This is a genomic window from Streptococcus mitis (genome assembly GCF_005144795.1).
Lineage (GTDB): Bacteria > Bacillota > Bacilli > Lactobacillales > Streptococcaceae > Streptococcus > Streptococcus mitis_BB.
Window position 1 is genome coordinate 73,063 of sequence record NZ_SWFJ01000003.1, and the last position, 14,684, is coordinate 87,746.

14 protein-coding genes are annotated in these 14,684 nt (G+C 39.0%); 6 read left to right on the forward strand and 8 right to left on the reverse strand.

The window, feature by feature from the left end; all coding sequences use genetic code 11:
* The first annotated feature begins 57 nt into the window (after positions 1–57).
* On the forward strand, positions 58–2,463 hold the full coding sequence (gene pheT / locus FBF73_RS02845) for a phenylalanine--tRNA ligase subunit beta (RefSeq protein ID WP_136936917.1): 2,406 nt from the start codon (positions 58–60) through the stop codon (positions 2,461–2,463).
* On the opposite strand, the gene FBF73_RS10205 is transcribed toward pheT, so the two are convergent.
* The gene (locus FBF73_RS10205) at positions 2,460–2,582 is read right to left on the reverse strand and encodes a hypothetical protein (RefSeq protein ID WP_276605822.1); all 123 of its coding nucleotides are present in this window, start codon (positions 2,580–2,582) and stop codon (positions 2,460–2,462) included. The genes pheT and FBF73_RS10205 overlap by 4 nt on opposite strands.
* A 116-nt stretch (positions 2,583–2,698) precedes the next feature.
* Here FBF73_RS10205 and FBF73_RS02850 point away from each other — a divergent pair, with 116 nt between their 5' ends.
* The 4 genes from FBF73_RS02850 (at position 2,699) to rpsI (ending at position 5,861) form a co-directional block, all read left to right on the forward strand.
* Positions 2,699–3,592, forward strand: coding sequence for an ABC transporter ATP-binding protein (locus tag FBF73_RS02850; RefSeq protein ID WP_124788135.1), 894 nt, complete (start codon positions 2,699–2,701; stop codon positions 3,590–3,592).
* Positions 3,589–4,788: an ABC transporter permease gene (locus FBF73_RS02855; protein ID WP_136936918.1), complete on the forward strand. Its 1,200-nt coding sequence runs from the start codon at positions 3,589–3,591 to the stop codon at positions 4,786–4,788. Before FBF73_RS02850 ends, FBF73_RS02855 begins: the two co-directional genes overlap by 4 nt.
* A gap of 215 nt (positions 4,789–5,003) precedes the next feature.
* Entirely contained in the window at positions 5,004–5,450 is a 447-nt protein-coding gene (gene rplM / locus FBF73_RS02860; protein WP_001044624.1) for a 50S ribosomal protein L13, read from the forward strand.
* Between the two features lie 18 nt (positions 5,451–5,468).
* On the forward strand, positions 5,469–5,861 hold the full coding sequence (rpsI, locus tag FBF73_RS02865) for a 30S ribosomal protein S9 (protein ID WP_049512020.1): 393 nt from the start codon (positions 5,469–5,471) through the stop codon (positions 5,859–5,861).
* Positions 5,862–5,967: 106 nt separating this feature from the next.
* Here the strand turns inward: rpsI and FBF73_RS09975 are convergent, their stop codons facing one another.
* The 7 genes from FBF73_RS09975 to FBF73_RS02900 form a co-directional block, all read right to left on the reverse strand.
* The gene (locus FBF73_RS09975) at positions 5,968–7,185 is read right to left on the reverse strand and encodes a site-specific integrase (RefSeq protein ID WP_169435164.1); all 1,218 of its coding nucleotides are present in this window, start codon (positions 7,183–7,185) and stop codon (positions 5,968–5,970) included.
* A gap of 66 nt (positions 7,186–7,251) precedes the next feature.
* Positions 7,252–7,515 carry a helix-turn-helix domain-containing protein gene (locus FBF73_RS02875; protein WP_136936919.1) on the reverse strand — a complete coding sequence of 88 codons (264 nt, stop codon included), beginning with the start codon at positions 7,513–7,515 and terminating at the stop codon, positions 7,252–7,254.
* A 48-nt stretch (positions 7,516–7,563) separates the two neighbouring features.
* Positions 7,564–8,955, reverse strand: coding sequence for a Rep family protein (locus tag FBF73_RS02880; protein ID WP_136936920.1), 1,392 nt, complete (start codon positions 8,953–8,955; stop codon positions 7,564–7,566).
* 213 nt (positions 8,956–9,168) lie between these two features.
* A complete protein-coding gene (locus FBF73_RS02885; protein ID WP_084920340.1) occupies positions 9,169–9,918 on the reverse strand; it encodes a type IV secretory system conjugative DNA transfer family protein in 750 nt (249 codons plus the stop codon).
* Positions 9,912–10,508, reverse strand: a complete 597-nt coding sequence (locus FBF73_RS02890) for a hypothetical protein (protein ID WP_240798238.1) — start codon at positions 10,506–10,508, stop codon at positions 9,912–9,914. The genes FBF73_RS02885 and FBF73_RS02890 overlap by 7 nt, the downstream gene beginning before the upstream one ends.
* Positions 10,509–10,581: 73 nt before the next feature.
* A complete protein-coding gene (locus tag FBF73_RS02895; protein ID WP_125416924.1) occupies positions 10,582–10,974 on the reverse strand; it encodes a hypothetical protein in 393 nt (130 codons plus the stop codon).
* 500 nt (positions 10,975–11,474) lie between these two features.
* Positions 11,475–11,810: a helix-turn-helix domain-containing protein gene (locus FBF73_RS02900; RefSeq protein WP_125416926.1), complete on the reverse strand. Its 336-nt coding sequence runs from the start codon at positions 11,808–11,810 to the stop codon at positions 11,475–11,477.
* 144 nt (positions 11,811–11,954) lie between these two features.
* Here FBF73_RS02900 and FBF73_RS02905 point away from each other — a divergent pair, with 144 nt between their 5' ends.
* Complete coding sequence (locus FBF73_RS02905) at positions 11,955–14,564, forward strand: SEC10/PgrA surface exclusion domain-containing protein (protein ID WP_136936922.1); 2,610 nt, start codon at positions 11,955–11,957, stop codon at positions 14,562–14,564.
* Positions 14,565–14,684: the final 120 nt, after the last annotated feature.

Sequence of the window (14,684 nt, forward strand, 5' to 3'; positions counted from 1 at the left end):
GAAGAAAAAGAAAGGAATTGAAAAGGTCTTACTTGGTGGGATCTTACAATCAGAATTATGCTTGTATCTTATAAATGGTTAAAAGAATTGGTGGACATTGATGTGCCATCACAAGAGTTGGCTGAAAAAATGTCAACTACAGGGATCGAGGTAGAAGGTGTGGAAACACCTGCTGCCGGTCTCTCAAAAATTGTCGTCGGTGAGGTCTTGTCTTGCGAAGATGTGCCAGAAACTCACCTCCATGTTTGTCAGGTTAACGTTGGCGAAGAAGCAACCCGTCAAATCGTCTGTGGTGCCCCAAATGTGCGTGCTGGTATCAAGGTTATGGTGGCTCTTCCAGGAGCTCGCATCGCTGACAACTATAAAATCAAAAAAGGAAAAATCCGTGGCTTAGAGTCACTTGGGATGATCTGTTCGCTTGGCGAATTGGGAATTTCTGACTCAGTTGTGCCTAAGGAATTCGCAGATGGCGTTCAAATTTTGCCAGAAAATGCCGTTCCAGGTGAGGAAGTCTTCTCATATCTAGACTTGGATGATGAAATCATCGAACTTTCCATCACTCCAAACCGTGCGGATGCCCTTTCTATGCGTGGGGTGGCTCACGAAGTGGCAGCCATCTATGACAAGGCAGTCAACTTTAAAGAATTTACTCTAACAGAAACTAACCAAGCTGCGGCAGATGCCCTTTCTGTGGGCATTGAAACAGACAAGGCACCTTACTATGCGGCCCGCATCTTAGACAATGTGACTATTGCACCAAGTCCACAATGGTTGCAAAACCTTCTCATGAACGAAGGCATCCGTCCCATCAATAACGTTGTAGACGTGACAAACTACATCTTGCTCTACTTTGGTCAACCTATGCATGCCTTTGACTTGGATACCTTTGAAGGAAATGACATCCGTGTGCGTGAAGCGCGTGCTGGTGAAAAATTGGTGACTTTAGATGGTGAAGAACGTGACTTGGACGTGAATGACTTAGTTATCACTGTCGCAGACAAGCCAGTAGCCCTTGCAGGTGTCATGGGCGGTCAAGCAACAGAAATTTCTGAGAAATCTAGTTGTGTCGTCCTTGAAGCTGCAGTCTTCAACGGAAAATCAATCCGTAAAACCAGCGGTCGTCTTAACCTTCGTTCTGAGTCATCTTCTCGCTTTGAAAAAGGAATCAATGTGGCAACAGTCAATGAAGCACTTGATGCGGCAGCTAGTATGATTGCCGAACTTGCCGGTGCGACGGTGCGTAAAGGCATCGTTTCAGCGGGTGAACTTGATACCTCTGATGTGGAAGTTTCTTCAACTCTTGCTGATGTTAACCGTGTCCTTGGTACAGAACTTTCTTACGCGGATGTAGAAGACGTCTTCCGTCGTCTTGGCTTTGGTCTTTCTGGAAATGCAGATAGCTTTACAGTCAGCGTCCCACGTCGCCGTTGGGATATCACCATCGAAGCGGACCTCTTTGAAGAAATTGCTCGTATCTATGGATATGACCGCTTGCCAACCAGTCTTCCAAAAGATGACGGTACAGCTGGTGAATTGACTGCGACACAAAAACTTCGCCGTCAAGTTCGTACCATTGCTGAAGGAGCAGGTTTGACAGAAATCATCACCTATGCTCTAACAACTCCTGAAAAAGCAGTTGAGTTTACGGCTCAACCAAGTAACCTTACTGAACTCATGTGGCCAATGACAGTGGACCGTTCTGTCCTCCGTCAAAATATGGTTTCAGGTATCCTTGATACGGTGGCTTATAACGTAGCTCGTAAGAACAAAAACTTGGCCCTTTACGAGATTGGAAAAGTCTTTGAACAAACAGGTAATCCAAAAGAAGAACTTCCAAATGAGATCAACAGTTTTGCCTTTGCCTTGACAGGCTTGGTTGCTGAAAAAGACTTCCAAACAGCAGCAGTTCCAGTTGATTTCTTCTATGCTAAAGGAATCCTTGAAGCCCTCTTTGCTCGTTTGGGACTAGAAGTGATCTATACAGCTACAGCTGAAATTGAAAGCCTCCACCCAGGTCGTACAGCTATGATTTCACTCGGTGATCAAGTTCTTGGTTTCCTTGGTCAAGTGCATCCAGTCACTGCCAAGGCTTACGATATTCCAGAAACTTATGTAGCTGAGCTCAACCTTTCAGCCATCGAAGTAGCCCTTCAACCTGCTACTCCATTTGTAGAAATTACTAAATTCCCAGCAGTCAGCCGTGACGTTGCCCTTCTCCTCAAGGCAGAAGTGACTCACCAAGAAGTTGTGGACGCCATCCAAGCTACAGGCGTGAAACGTTTGACAGATATCAAACTCTTTGACGTTTTCTCAGGCGAAAAATTGGGACTTGGTATGAAGTCAATGGCTTATAGCTTGACTTTCCAAAATCCAGAAGATAGCTTAACGGACGAAGAAGTCGCACGCTACATGGAAAAAATCCAAGCTTCTCTCGAAGAAAAAGTGAATGCAGAAGTGCGTTAAATCATCAATCCATCCTTTGGGGTGGATTTTTGCTTTTCAAATAACAATTCAGGATTAAAAATGGACAGTTGAGGAACAGAGAAGATAAATTGGAGTTTACCAGTGTATAATGTACTCATAACTCAAAGTACCCTAAGATTTTTTACTAAAATGAGGATGATAAAAATGGACATAAACCATTGTAAAGGCTATCAAAAAGGAGTATAATGAGTGCAAGACATTTCGGAGGTGAAAGATGCTAGAAGTAAGAAGTCTAGAGAAAAGTTTTGGACCCAAGCAAGTTTTGTTTGGTATTGACTTTCAAGCGCGACCAGGTCGTATTTTGGGACTAGTCGGAAAAAATGGTGCTGGGAAAACAACGATTTTCCACAGTATTTTGAAGTTTTTAGAATACCAAGGAGAAATTAGTCTGGATGGGCAGGATATTCGTCAGGAGACCTATGCTCGGATTGGCTATCTGCCTGAAGAACGCAGTCTCATGCCTAAATTGACAGTCCTTGAACAAGTTCGCTATTTGGCGACTCTAAAAGGTATGGATGCCAAGGAGATCAAGGAAAAACTCCCTCAATGGATGAAGAGGTTGGAAGTGAAAGGAAAGCTGACTGATAAAATTAAGAGCCTGTCAAAAGGAAATCAGCAGAAGATTCAGCTCATCATTACTCTGATTCATGAGCCAGACTTGATTATTTTGGATGAGCCTTTCAGTGGATTGGACCCAGTCAATACAGAATTGCTCAAGCAAGTCATTTTTCAAGAAAAAGAACGTGGGGCAACTATTATCTTTTCTGACCATGTCATGACTAACGTCGAGGAACTTTGTGACGATATTCTCATGATTCGAGATGGTCGTGTGGTCTTGCATGGACCAGTTCAGGATGTCCGCAATCAATACGGGAAAACGCGTCTCTTTGTTTCAAGTGAACGAAGCAAGGAAGAATTGGAAAGTCTTCCTCATGTCAAGCAGGTGAGCTTGACCAAACAAGGCAGTTGGAAATTAATCTTAGATGATGAGAGTGCTGGAAGAGAACTCTTCCCAATCTTGACTCAAGGGCAATATATCGCAACCTTTGACCAGCAAGCGCCAACAATCGATGAAATCTTTAAACTAGAATCAGGGGTGGAAGTATGAGAAATATGTGGGTTGTAATGAAAGAAACCTATCTTCGACACATCAAGTCGTGGAGTTTCTTCTTTATGGTGATTTCACCATTCTTGTTTATCGGTCTCTCTGGGGGAATTGGCTATCTTCAAGGCTCTTCTATGGCTCAGAGTGGCAAGATAGCAGTAGTCAGCACTGTTCCAGCTGTGACAGAAGGTCTTAAATCTACCAATGGTCTCAATTTTGATTATCAGGATGAAGCAAGTGCTCAAGCTGCTATCAAGGATGAAAAATTAAAAGGCTATCTGACCATTGACCAAGAGGATAGTGTCTTGAAGGCAGTTTATCACGGTGAAACTTCCCTTGAGATTGCTATTAAGCTAGGAGTAACGAGTAAGTTAAATAATCTTCAAGGTCAACTCAATCGTTCGGCAGCTAATTTGTCACAAGAGCAGGAAAAACGCTTGGAGCAAACAGTTAACTTTACGGAGAAAATTGATGAATCCAAGGAAAATAAAAAAATGATTCAAACCTTTGCGGCCGCAGGGCTTGGTTTATTCCTTTATATGATTTTGATTACCTATGCTAGTGTCACTGCTCAGGAAGTGGCTAGCGAGAAAGGAACCAAAATTATGGAGGTGGTCTTCTCTAGTATCCGAGCTAGTCATTATTTCTACGCTCGCATGCTAGCTCTGCTTCTTGTGATTTTGACCCATATTGGCATTTACGTCGTGGGTGGACTTGCTGCCATTCTTCTCTTTAAAGACCTACCAATCTTGGCACAATCTGGTATTTTAAACCATATAGGAGAGGCTTTCTCGCTCAACACCTTATTGTTTGTCTTGGTTAGCCTCTTTATGTACGTTGTTTTAGCAGCCTTCCTAGGTTCTATGGTTTCTCGTCCTGAGGACTCAGGAAAAGCCTTGTCGCCTTTGATGATTTTGATTATAGGTGGTTTTTTTGGAGTGACAGCTCTAGGTGCAGCTGGTGACAATCTCATCTTGAAGATTGGTTCTTATATTCCCTTTATTTCGACCTTCTTTATGCCATTTAGAACCATTAATGGCTATGCAGGGGGAGTAGAAGCATGGATTTCACTTGCTATTACAGTGATTTTTGCAGTGGTAGCAACAGGATTTATCGGACGCATGTATGCCAGCCTAGTCCTTCAAACGGATGATTTAGGCCCTTGGAAAACCTTTAAACGTGCCTTATCTTATAAATAGAAGAGCCTCGCGAAAGCGAGGTTTTTTAGAGATAAAAAGAGTGGAATTCAGAAAAATATTTTTCATATCTATTGACTTTTAGGGGTGAAATTTGGTATTATAGTAGGCGGTATTGTTTACCCCATTTGAAAGGCCCCGGAACCTTCCAAATACTTTTCGATGGGAAGGAACACCCATCATCGTAAACAAAAATCGAACTATATATAGGAGAAATCATGAACAAAACAACATTTATGGCTAAACCAGGCCAAGTTGAACGTAAATGGTACGTAGTTGACGCAACTGATGTACCACTTGGACGTCTTTCTGCAGTAGTTGCTAGCGTACTTCGCGGAAAAAACAAACCAACATTTACACCACACACTGATACAGGTGACTTTGTGATTGTTATCAATGCTGAAAAAGTTAAATTGACTGGTAAAAAAGCAACTGATAAAATCTACTACACTCACTCAAACCACCCAGGTGGATTGAAACAAATCTCTGCAGGTGAACTTCGTTCTAAAAATGCAGTACGTTTGATCGAGAAATCAGTTAAAGGTATGCTTCCACACAATACTCTTGGACGCGCTCAAGGTATGAAGTTGAAAGTATTTGTTGGAGCTGAGCACACTCACGCTGCACAACAACCAGAAGTTCTTGATATTTCAGGACTTATCTAAGGAAAGGAACAATAAAGTATGTCACAAGCACAATATGTAGGTACTGGACGTCGTAAAAACGCTGTTGCACGCGTTCGCCTTGTTCCAGGAACTGGTAAAATCACTGTTAACAAAAAAGATGTTGAAGAGTACATCCCACACGCTGACCTTCGTCTTGTAATCAACCAACCATTTGCAGTTACTTCAACTGTAGGTTCATACGACGTTTTCGTTAACGTTGTAGGTGGTGGATACGCTGGTCAATCAGGAGCTATCCGTCACGGTATCGCTCGTGCCCTTCTTCAAGTAGACCCAGATTTCCGCGATTCATTGAAACGCGCAGGACTTCTTACACGTGACTCACGTAAAGTTGAACGTAAGAAACCAGGTCTTAAGAAAGCTCGTAAAGCATCACAATTTAGTAAACGTTAATCAATCCGATTATATCAACGTTTCAAAGCACTCAAAAGTTTACCTTATGGGTGCTTTTTTCGTTTTTTTTTGAAAAGTTTACCTCAAAGTTTACCTTATTTTTACCTTATTGTTTTAGAGACTTTAAAGCAAATTCACCAACTGCCATAGGAACTACATTAGAAGTATTGACATAAATCTGTGTTGTTCCTGTGTCACTGTGTGTTAGAGCTTCAGAAATAGCTTCTAAGCTCATTCCTGCTTGTTTAGCAAGCGTTGCTCCTGTATGTCGCAGTTTATGAGGTGTAGCATGTGCCAGCTCTTTATGTCGCTTTCTAATGCTTTTCATTTTATTGTTTAGATAGTCAGCATGTAAAGGCTTGTTGATGTTTCCTTTTGTGTCGATATATGTAAAAACAAATTGTTCTGGATTACTGATGATACCAAACTTTGCTAGTTCATATCTTTGTTGTTCTTTCCAAGATGTAAGAAGCTGAAGTAAGTCATTAGAAATAGAGAAAATAGTTTTCTTATTTCCCTTAGTAGATTTTACTTGTCCATATCTATCTAAAGCTTGAATTAGCTGAATCTGTGATTTTGAAAAGTCGATATGTTTCCATTGAAGAGCATAGGTTTCAGATTTTCTATCGCCTAAGAAAAAAGTAAGATAAAATAGGACATAATCTTTAAGGGTTATTTTATCATTGTCTAAATCTTCTTGAAATGCTGAGAACCATTCTTGGAGTTGTTCATGAGTTAGATATAAATCTTCCTCTCTCTTTGACTCTGCAAGCTGAATCTTTTTAGTGGCTTTTATTCTTCTTAATATTTTTGCAACTTTATTAGCTTCTATATACTCAAGTTCTTCGGCCCAGTCAAAAATGGAAATTACATAACTACGTAAAGATTTGAAGTTTGCATATTCATTAGCCTTAGATGTCATTAGATTTAGGATAACTTGCTTATTTTGGTTTAAAAACTGTATCGTATAGTTTCCAAGAAGTGGCAGTATATGTTTTTCAAAACAGGTTTTGGTATTAGCAATTGTTGACCTGCTTGGTGGTTTAGAAGTAGATGTAGTTTGACCTGCTTTATAAGAGTCCCACCAGATATTGTTATAGAAGTCTGAGAAAAGAATATCTCCTTTTGCAAGTCCTGTAAATTCATTATCTTCTATTTGATTTAACTTGGTAAGCAAGTCTATCTCAGCTTGCCTTGCCTCCTTTCTAGTTTTAAATCGCTTATCGTAATAGTTGCTATTGACAATTCCAAGTGGCATTCGTGCTTCTATTGGGATATAGATTTTTAAACGAAAAGTACCGTTCTTTGTCTTACTGATAGGCATGATACCCTCCTTGTGTATCGAACCAGAAAATATCATGACTATTATAAAACAAAAATATAGATATTTCTAGTTTTGTGAGTAAAGCCATGAATTAATGGCTTCTTTATTAAATCGTATAGTCTTGCCTATTTTTATTGTAGGCAGTCCTTTCTTGATCCAACTATCTAGAGTATTGTTTGATATACTCAAGTAGTGGCAAGCCTGCTGTTTGTTTAAAAAAGGGCTTTCAAGGTTACTATGGTGCAGCTTCTTTTTAATTTCTTTTTCGATTAGTTCAGCGAGTAAGTGCTGAATTTGTTGAACTTGTTCGTCTGGTAAAATGACTTGCATGTATTCCTCCGATGTATGGTATAATAGAGGTATCAAGAGATACCCTGTTTACTTTTCTTGATTATCTGTAACCTCGTCCTCGCTCGCCAAAGTTTCGGATGGGGTTTTTATTTTGTTATAATCCCAGTGCTCCCATTTATTATATAGTCCAACTGTAGATACTAACATGGATAGTAATTCTTCTTTACTTGTCGCTTCGTTGTCAGTTGTGAAATCGTATGATAACGATGTCGTTTGGTCAGTGCCTGGAATTTTCACAATTCTGTCTATAGTTCGTTTAGGTTGTGATTCATGGAAAGTAATGTTATCGCTGTTTCCCCTTAAGGTTACTAGATGAGCGATTCTTCTAATGTATTGTGATAAATCTTCACGATTATTGCCTTTGGTGTGGTAGAAGAAGGTCAAAGGATGTTTAGAACTTGTGATAATAATGACCTTAGCAGCGCCTATTTTATTTTGATAACGAGCTGAGATAGGGCTAATATTATAAGGGTCTAATAGTTTCAGCCAGTCTGAAGCGGTTAGGCTATCTCCTCGAACGTCATCAAGAAAAAGAATCTCTTCTCCGTTTACTTCATCAAACATATTTGTACCTGCAGTCAAGACTGATTTCCAGTTTTGATTATTCAGTTTTGCTAACTGAATAAGACTTTTTGCTATCTCTTTTGCAAATGTTGACTTGCCAAGTCCAGAGGCACCATGTATGAATAGGATTGTCTTCTTGAATTTCTTGTTTTCCAGTTCATCCTGTGTCATAGTTCCTTTGATTTCTCCAATGGTACGAAAGGTATCGTTTATCTTAGTTTTGTGGACTGCATAAAGCATGTGATAGTCTTTATTCAGAAGCATTTCCTTTTTGGTGATGTTTCCGTTCAGAATGTTATCGATTAGCAAATCAATATCTTTGTAGGTTTGTTTTACCTCTTTTTTGGCTTTACCTTTCAGCCAGCTTACATGTCTTTCGTGATAAACTTCTAAATAGTTTTTACCTGTTAGAGTAATCACTTCATCAGGGCTGTATTGATACTTATCTTTATCTTTGGCATGAATTAAGTAAGCTAACAAGTTATCGTAGCCATATCTACCAGATTTAGCTTTCTCAAGATACTGAGGTTCTAATCCTATTTTTACTGCTAAATCAGTAAGTGTAGCACCTTTTGAAAATTTTAGTAAGGCATGGATATGAGGTTCTTTTAGTTTGGAAATTGTTGTTCTAGTTACGCTGTCAAAAGCAAGTGATGTATCTTTATCATGCTTAATTGTATATGCTTCAGTAACCGTTGCGACTTCACTAACTCTTCTGACTATTTCCTCAAGAATTTTTTCGATATTTTCGGACTTAATGAGTTCTTCATTCCAACCATTCTTCCAATAAGTCGTATCAAAATATTGTGTAATTGCTACAGAAGTCAAAAGTGCTTCTTTTTTCTTTGTTGCCATGTATAATTAACCTTTCATTATTAACTATTCTTTAATTATTCTTTTAACTATTCTAGTGTTAGACCGTTGACAAGCCCAGTCTAACACGCGTAAAGAATAGTTAGAGTTAAAATCTTAGATGTTTTTTGCCTACCGTAGGTGGGCAAGTCATCTGAGCTAGTCCATGCTGGAGTAAAATGAACGACCTCTTCGGGTCGCCCCAGCCTGCCCAATCTAGATGACTTGCTCTTTGGGTTTATATCTATCCAACATTTCTAGTAAAACTGCCTGCATTTTTGACATATCTCTGATATTAGCAACTTTAACTTTAATTGGTTGACTACCATCAAAAACTTGAAACCAACCATGTTGCTTGGGTAGAGTAGCTAGTTTTTGCCCTGGGGCTAGATCAAAAATACTGCTCGAAATAGTTGAGCGACTAGCAATAGAGCCTAAGCCCAAAACTGCTCCAAATTGATTTCTTAGCGAGCTATTGCCCAACACCTCTGCCATGAGGTCTTGGCTGACGCAGAGTAATTTTATACCAATAGAACGTCCTTGCAAGAGTATGATTTTCAGCTGATGTTGAGTCTCTTTTTTCTGCTTGCTAGGTAATGATTCTATAAGACTTGTCGTTTCTTCACAGAAAAGTATAAGAGAGTTTCTAGGTCGGCTTCTATCAGCTTTTCTACTTAAAAGTTCATTATAAACTACCTCAATCGCTTTATATGAATTATCTCCAAAGAAACAGTTCGGAGATGATTCAGCGAATAACCAGTCCTCTGATTTAGGGTCACAGGCGACTAGCATCGCTCTTTTATCACTTGGTAAACGAGAAGTTTTATAGGCAATGTCAGCAAGCATTGCGTGAGCTACAATGCTCTTCCCGCTACCAGTTTGTCCTAGTATCAGGAGATGTGGGATAGTTTTCTCCCAACCTATTCTTTGACCTGTAAGGGGTATCAAAGGTTTTGTATCTACCATAAATCAATATCCTCAAACTCTTCCTTAGTTTCAACTTTAGATGCTCGAGCCATTCTATTATAGCTTGCTTCATCTATTATTTTAACATCGAATTTAGCAACCCAACCAGCACCAATATTCATTTCTATGTGCATATAGTCAAGAGCAAATTCATTTGTGTATTTAGCCAACACACCCATGAAATACTCTTCAAGCTCTTTTTGAGAGTTTGTGTCAAGATTATGAGCGAGATAGACCCAAACATCTACACCACCAGTAGTAGCAGGATTTATAGTTTTTAACTGTAAATCTTGAGATAAGTTTTGATTGAGATGATTGACTACGTTGTGTAAGATAGTAGCTTTTCGAGCTTGTAATTGTTCATCAGATTTTTTCTTCAACAACCAAAGAATGACATTTCGGATCAATGTGGTTATAGTCTTAACTTGCTTGCCTGTTAACAAAAGACATTGTTCCCATAGATTTTCATTTCTCTTAACAACCTCATCTGACAAAATGAGAAACTGTCGTTTTAGAGAGATGTGTAGAATATTAAGACCTTGCCATAGGAACAGTACAATAAAAAGATAGGATAGTATTTTTATTAGCATATGTTTTATCTCCTTTTTATAGTGAGTAGTTATCATCTACACAATGCAGATGATAACTCACTATTTTTATCACTTATTTTAATGAAATATCGGAAAGCTCAGCTACAAGAGCGAGTCCGACTGGTTGCTTCAACTTGTCAAGAACAAATGACAAGTCATACTTGTTAAGTACGATATCAGCGTTTATCAAACCATCTAAATTTTCGTTTTGATAGTTCTTCAGCTTTACTCGGAAGGTTGGACAGTAAGCTGATTGAAAGATGCTAGAGAACTGTTCATAGAGTTCGACATCTACGCATGTAAGAGATGCCCATGAACGTTGATTTTCTTGACCTTCATTGATGATTCCGCTATTTGTATCAACTACTTTGATTTCTGAGGGGATATCAACAGAAGTTGATAAAGCATTTAAAAATGCTCTTGCGCTTTCGTGGTTGCCGACGATTAAATTTTTTTCTTTTGACATGTTAATTCCTCTTTGTCTTTACATGGTCAGACTTTTTAGAATGCTGACAAGTGATTTTAATCTTTAATGATAACAAGTTATTAAATGTTATCAATTTAACTCATATAGTACATTTTTCATCACCCCAAACGTTTAGTTTCAAATACTATATCGCGAGGGGGTTCCTTCAGTTACGTCATTTTAATATTAAAAATTAAATTATCTCAAAAATACGCCATTGTATAAATATTATAGTATAGGTAGTCAAAAATTTACGCCAGTGGATATATATTATGGCATGATGTTGTTCTAAATTTTCGTCAGACTCTTCTTATTTTGCTCAGGTAGTTAGACCTCTTCGCTGGGATACCCATTTTTTAAGTTGTTTTGATTAGTCATTTTCGGTAGGGAGAAAGAATTTGAGCTAGGGTCTTAGAAATTTTTTAACCATAGCGAAGAACATTCGGTTTTTATTTACAGGAGAATAAAATAAAACCAAGTCAATTTTTTTGTGACTTGGTTTATGTTTCTATTTCGTCAATAAGCTGTATCATTAGCTTGAGAACTCTTTCTTGTTTACTAGGTGTTAGTTCCTTAATTTTATATATTAGTTTATTTATTAAAGGATTGCTTTCGGTTACGGATATATCGAAAAAAGTCTCTATATCTGTATCAAGTGCATCCATAATTTTTTGTAATGTTTTTATTTTTATATTAGGCTCAAGATTTTCTAGTTTGTACGTGTATTTCAATGGTAGATCCGCCAGCTCCTCTAGTTGCTGTTGAGTCAAATTTTTTTGAAGTCTCAGTAATCGGATTCTCTTACCTAGATAAGATTGTAGATTTGTTTTTGTCATATCAGTACCCCTTAAATCCTATCATACTCAATTTTATAGTCTTAAAAAACTACTATAAAAGAGAAATGCTATATAAAATAGTTTTAAAACACTACAATGTGTGATAAAATAGGACTATAGAACTATCAAAAGGAGATTTATAAGATGGAATTACAAAAAGGTCACGGAACCATCAAGAAACTGCGTACTGGCGCAGTTATTTCAACGCTTGCAATCTCGGCTCTAGGGGTATCTACTGGGGTATCAGCAAGCGAGGTTGAAGTAGCTGTTAACGAGCCTGCAACTAGGGTTGTTGCTAAGGACGAGGTTGTTCCTAAAGTTCCTAGTCAAGCTGATGTTGACAAGGCTAAGGATGAATCGGATAAGGCTAGTCAGAATGTAGCTAAGCAAAAAGAAGTTGTTGCAACTACTGAAGCAAAGATTACCGATGCTGAAAAGGCTATCTCTGACACTACTAAAAAAGTAGAAGAAGCTAGTTCTGTTACACCTGAGAAGGTTGCTGAAGCTAAGGCTGACGCTGACAAGAAAGCCAGTGAGCTTGCGACTTCTGAGAAGACTGTAGCTGATGCTGATAAGTCTGTATCTGCCACTGCTGAAAAGGTTGCTGACCAAACTAAGGTAGTATCTAATGCTGAGAAAACTGCCACTGCTACGGCTAATAAGGTAGCTGACGCTCAGAAAAAAGTAGATTCTCTTTCATCTACTACTGACACTACCCAACTTGAAAAAGAGGTAGCTAAGCTTACTAACAAAGTCGCTGAAGACACTAAAGCCGTATCGACTGCTCAGACTAAACTTGATAATGGTAAAAAAGCTCAATCTAACAAAGACCAAGCTATCAAAGACGCTCAAGCTGGGGTATCTAGCGCTGAAACTAAACTCGGTCAAGCCACTACAGCCCTTGCTAATGCTAAAGCTGACCAATCTAACAAGGATAAGGCAGTCACTTCTGCTAAAGCTGACCTCGAACGTGCTAAAGAAGAGTTGGCAAGTGTTGACGGAGGTCAGGCAAAACTTAATATTAGTTCTGAGTATGTTAGACTTCTAAGAGAGTACTCTAATACTAAAAATATGTCTTTCTCAGACCAGCTAAAGGCTTTAGGTAAAAAAGAACTAGAAAACTGGGGTATTCTCGGTGCAGAAGGTAACCCTAACAAGTATAAGGCTCCAGAAAAAGATAAAAATGTTCGTGTAGACATTAAAAATCTTACTCCCGAGGTAGAGCGTGAAATCAACCTATTCACTGCTGACCTTATCAACCAAATCCGTGATGCTTTTGGCAGACCACGTGCTATCGTAACAGAAGACTCTATGCGTATTGCTCGAGAAGTTGCAAAAGCATCTAAAGAAGAAGAAAACCACGACTTTGAAGCTATGGACAAGGTAGGTAATGCTAATGGTGTTCTTATCTCAGAAAACCTTGGTTTCAGAGATAAAGGGGTATCAAACTTAGCAGAGCTTAAAGAATCTATCTACGAAAACATTCTTATCGGATTATTCCTAGATTCTGACTCTGAAGAACGTTTAAATTGGGCGCATGCTCTTAGTTTTGCTCGTCTAAGTGATATTAACAAACCTGACCTAGTTTATCAAAACTACATAGGTGTTGGTTTCCAACCTACAAGCGAAGGTAACTTCAATATCCACATCGACGGTACATCTGATAATGGTATTTCCGAAAATGCCAAATTCAATAAAACCAAAGTAGTTGAAGCAAACAACAACACTAAGGCTCTCCAAGAAAAACTCTCACTGGCTCAATCAACTTATGATGATGTAGTCAAAGCCTCTCAAGAAGCTAAAACAGCCGTTCAATCAGCCCAAACTGCCTACACTAATGCAGAAACAGCTCTTGCTAATGCTCGTACTCATCTCTCTGACTTGCTAGGTAACAAGATTGATGTTCCAGTTCTTGAAAAGGCTCTTGCTGACGCTAAAGACAAATTAGCACAGGACACTAAAGCTTTGCAAACTGCTAAGGAATCGCTTGCTCTAGCTAAATCAAACGCTACTGACAAGGCTAAGGCTCTTGCTGAAGCTAAGACAGCTCTTGCAACTGCCAAAGCAGAGCAATCAAACGCTAACCAATCACTTGAAACTGCCAAAGGTGAATTGGAAGTCCTTACTAAGGCTCATGATGTAGCAGTCTTGGCTCGTAAGTCAGCTGGTCAAGACCTTGCTCGTAAACGTGAAGCGTCTAAAGAGGCTACTGATACTCATACAGTGCTTGAACTTGCTCTTACTAAGCGTGATGAAGTCCTTAAGGCTTTGGACAAAGAGCTTACTGATGCTAAATCTAAGCTTGGTGTACTTCGTGCTGAGTTGAAGACTGCTAAGGACGAGTTGGCTCGTCTTGAGGGTATCGCTGAAGCTAAGGCTCGTGTCCATGCTAACTTCAAGCAACTCAAAGCCGACCATGACGCATACCTTGCAGAACAACAACGCTTGCAGGCTTTGAAAGAAAAAGAAGATGCAATCCGTAAAGCAGGTGGAGAAGTTAAACCTGTCCTTGATGCTGACGGTAAAGTGGTTGATGTTGTGGATGCGAAGGCACAAAACAAACCAGTTAATGTGGCTACAGTAGGAACTAAAGACGATAAAACATATCAAGCTCCTGCAAAAGCTACAAATACAAAAGCAGAACCTAAGAAACAACTTCCAAATACAGGAACAAAGGATTCAGGACTTTTAGCATTGCTTGGAGCAAGTCTTGGACTCCTCGCTTTAGCAGGAAAACGAAAATATAATAGATAAAAAGAAAGAGAGCGGTGGCTCTCTTTTCTAATGGAAACAAATTAGTATACATGTAAAAATTTTATATAAGGTAAATTTTTGATATTCTGGTTCGATTTTTGCTTATTTTTTATGAAAGTT

Excerpts from the sequence above, each read along its gene's own strand:
- pheT (WP_136936917.1), top strand. The coding sequence starts at position 58 with ATGCTTGTATCTTATAAATGGTTAAAAGAATTGGTGGACATTGATGTG.
- FBF73_RS10205 (WP_276605822.1), bottom strand. The coding sequence starts at position 2,582 with ATGAGTACATTATACACTGGTAAACTCCAATTTATCTTCTCTGTTCCT.
- FBF73_RS02850 (WP_124788135.1), top strand. The coding sequence starts at position 2,699 with ATGCTAGAAGTAAGAAGTCTAGAGAAAAGTTTTGGACCCAAGCAAGTT.
- FBF73_RS02855 (WP_136936918.1), top strand. The coding sequence starts at position 3,589 with ATGAGAAATATGTGGGTTGTAATGAAAGAAACCTATCTTCGACACATC.
- rplM (WP_001044624.1), top strand. The coding sequence starts at position 5,004 with ATGAACAAAACAACATTTATGGCTAAACCAGGCCAAGTTGAACGTAAA.
- rpsI (WP_049512020.1), top strand. The coding sequence starts at position 5,469 with ATGTCACAAGCACAATATGTAGGTACTGGACGTCGTAAAAACGCTGTT.
- FBF73_RS09975 (WP_169435164.1), bottom strand. The coding sequence starts at position 7,185 with ATGCCTATCAGTAAGACAAAGAACGGTACTTTTCGTTTAAAAATCTAT.
- FBF73_RS02875 (WP_136936919.1), bottom strand. The coding sequence starts at position 7,515 with ATGCAAGTCATTTTACCAGACGAACAAGTTCAACAAATTCAGCACTTA.
- FBF73_RS02880 (WP_136936920.1), bottom strand. The coding sequence starts at position 8,955 with ATGGCAACAAAGAAAAAAGAAGCACTTTTGACTTCTGTAGCAATTACA.
- FBF73_RS02885 (WP_084920340.1), bottom strand. The coding sequence starts at position 9,918 with ATGGTAGATACAAAACCTTTGATACCCCTTACAGGTCAAAGAATAGGT.
- FBF73_RS02890 (WP_240798238.1), bottom strand. The coding sequence starts at position 10,508 with ATGCTAATAAAAATACTATCCTATCTTTTTATTGTACTGTTCCTATGG.
- FBF73_RS02895 (WP_125416924.1), bottom strand. The coding sequence starts at position 10,974 with ATGTCAAAAGAAAAAAATTTAATCGTCGGCAACCACGAAAGCGCAAGA.
- FBF73_RS02900 (WP_125416926.1), bottom strand. The coding sequence starts at position 11,810 with ATGACAAAAACAAATCTACAATCTTATCTAGGTAAGAGAATCCGATTA.
- FBF73_RS02905 (WP_136936922.1), top strand. The coding sequence starts at position 11,955 with ATGGAATTACAAAAAGGTCACGGAACCATCAAGAAACTGCGTACTGGC.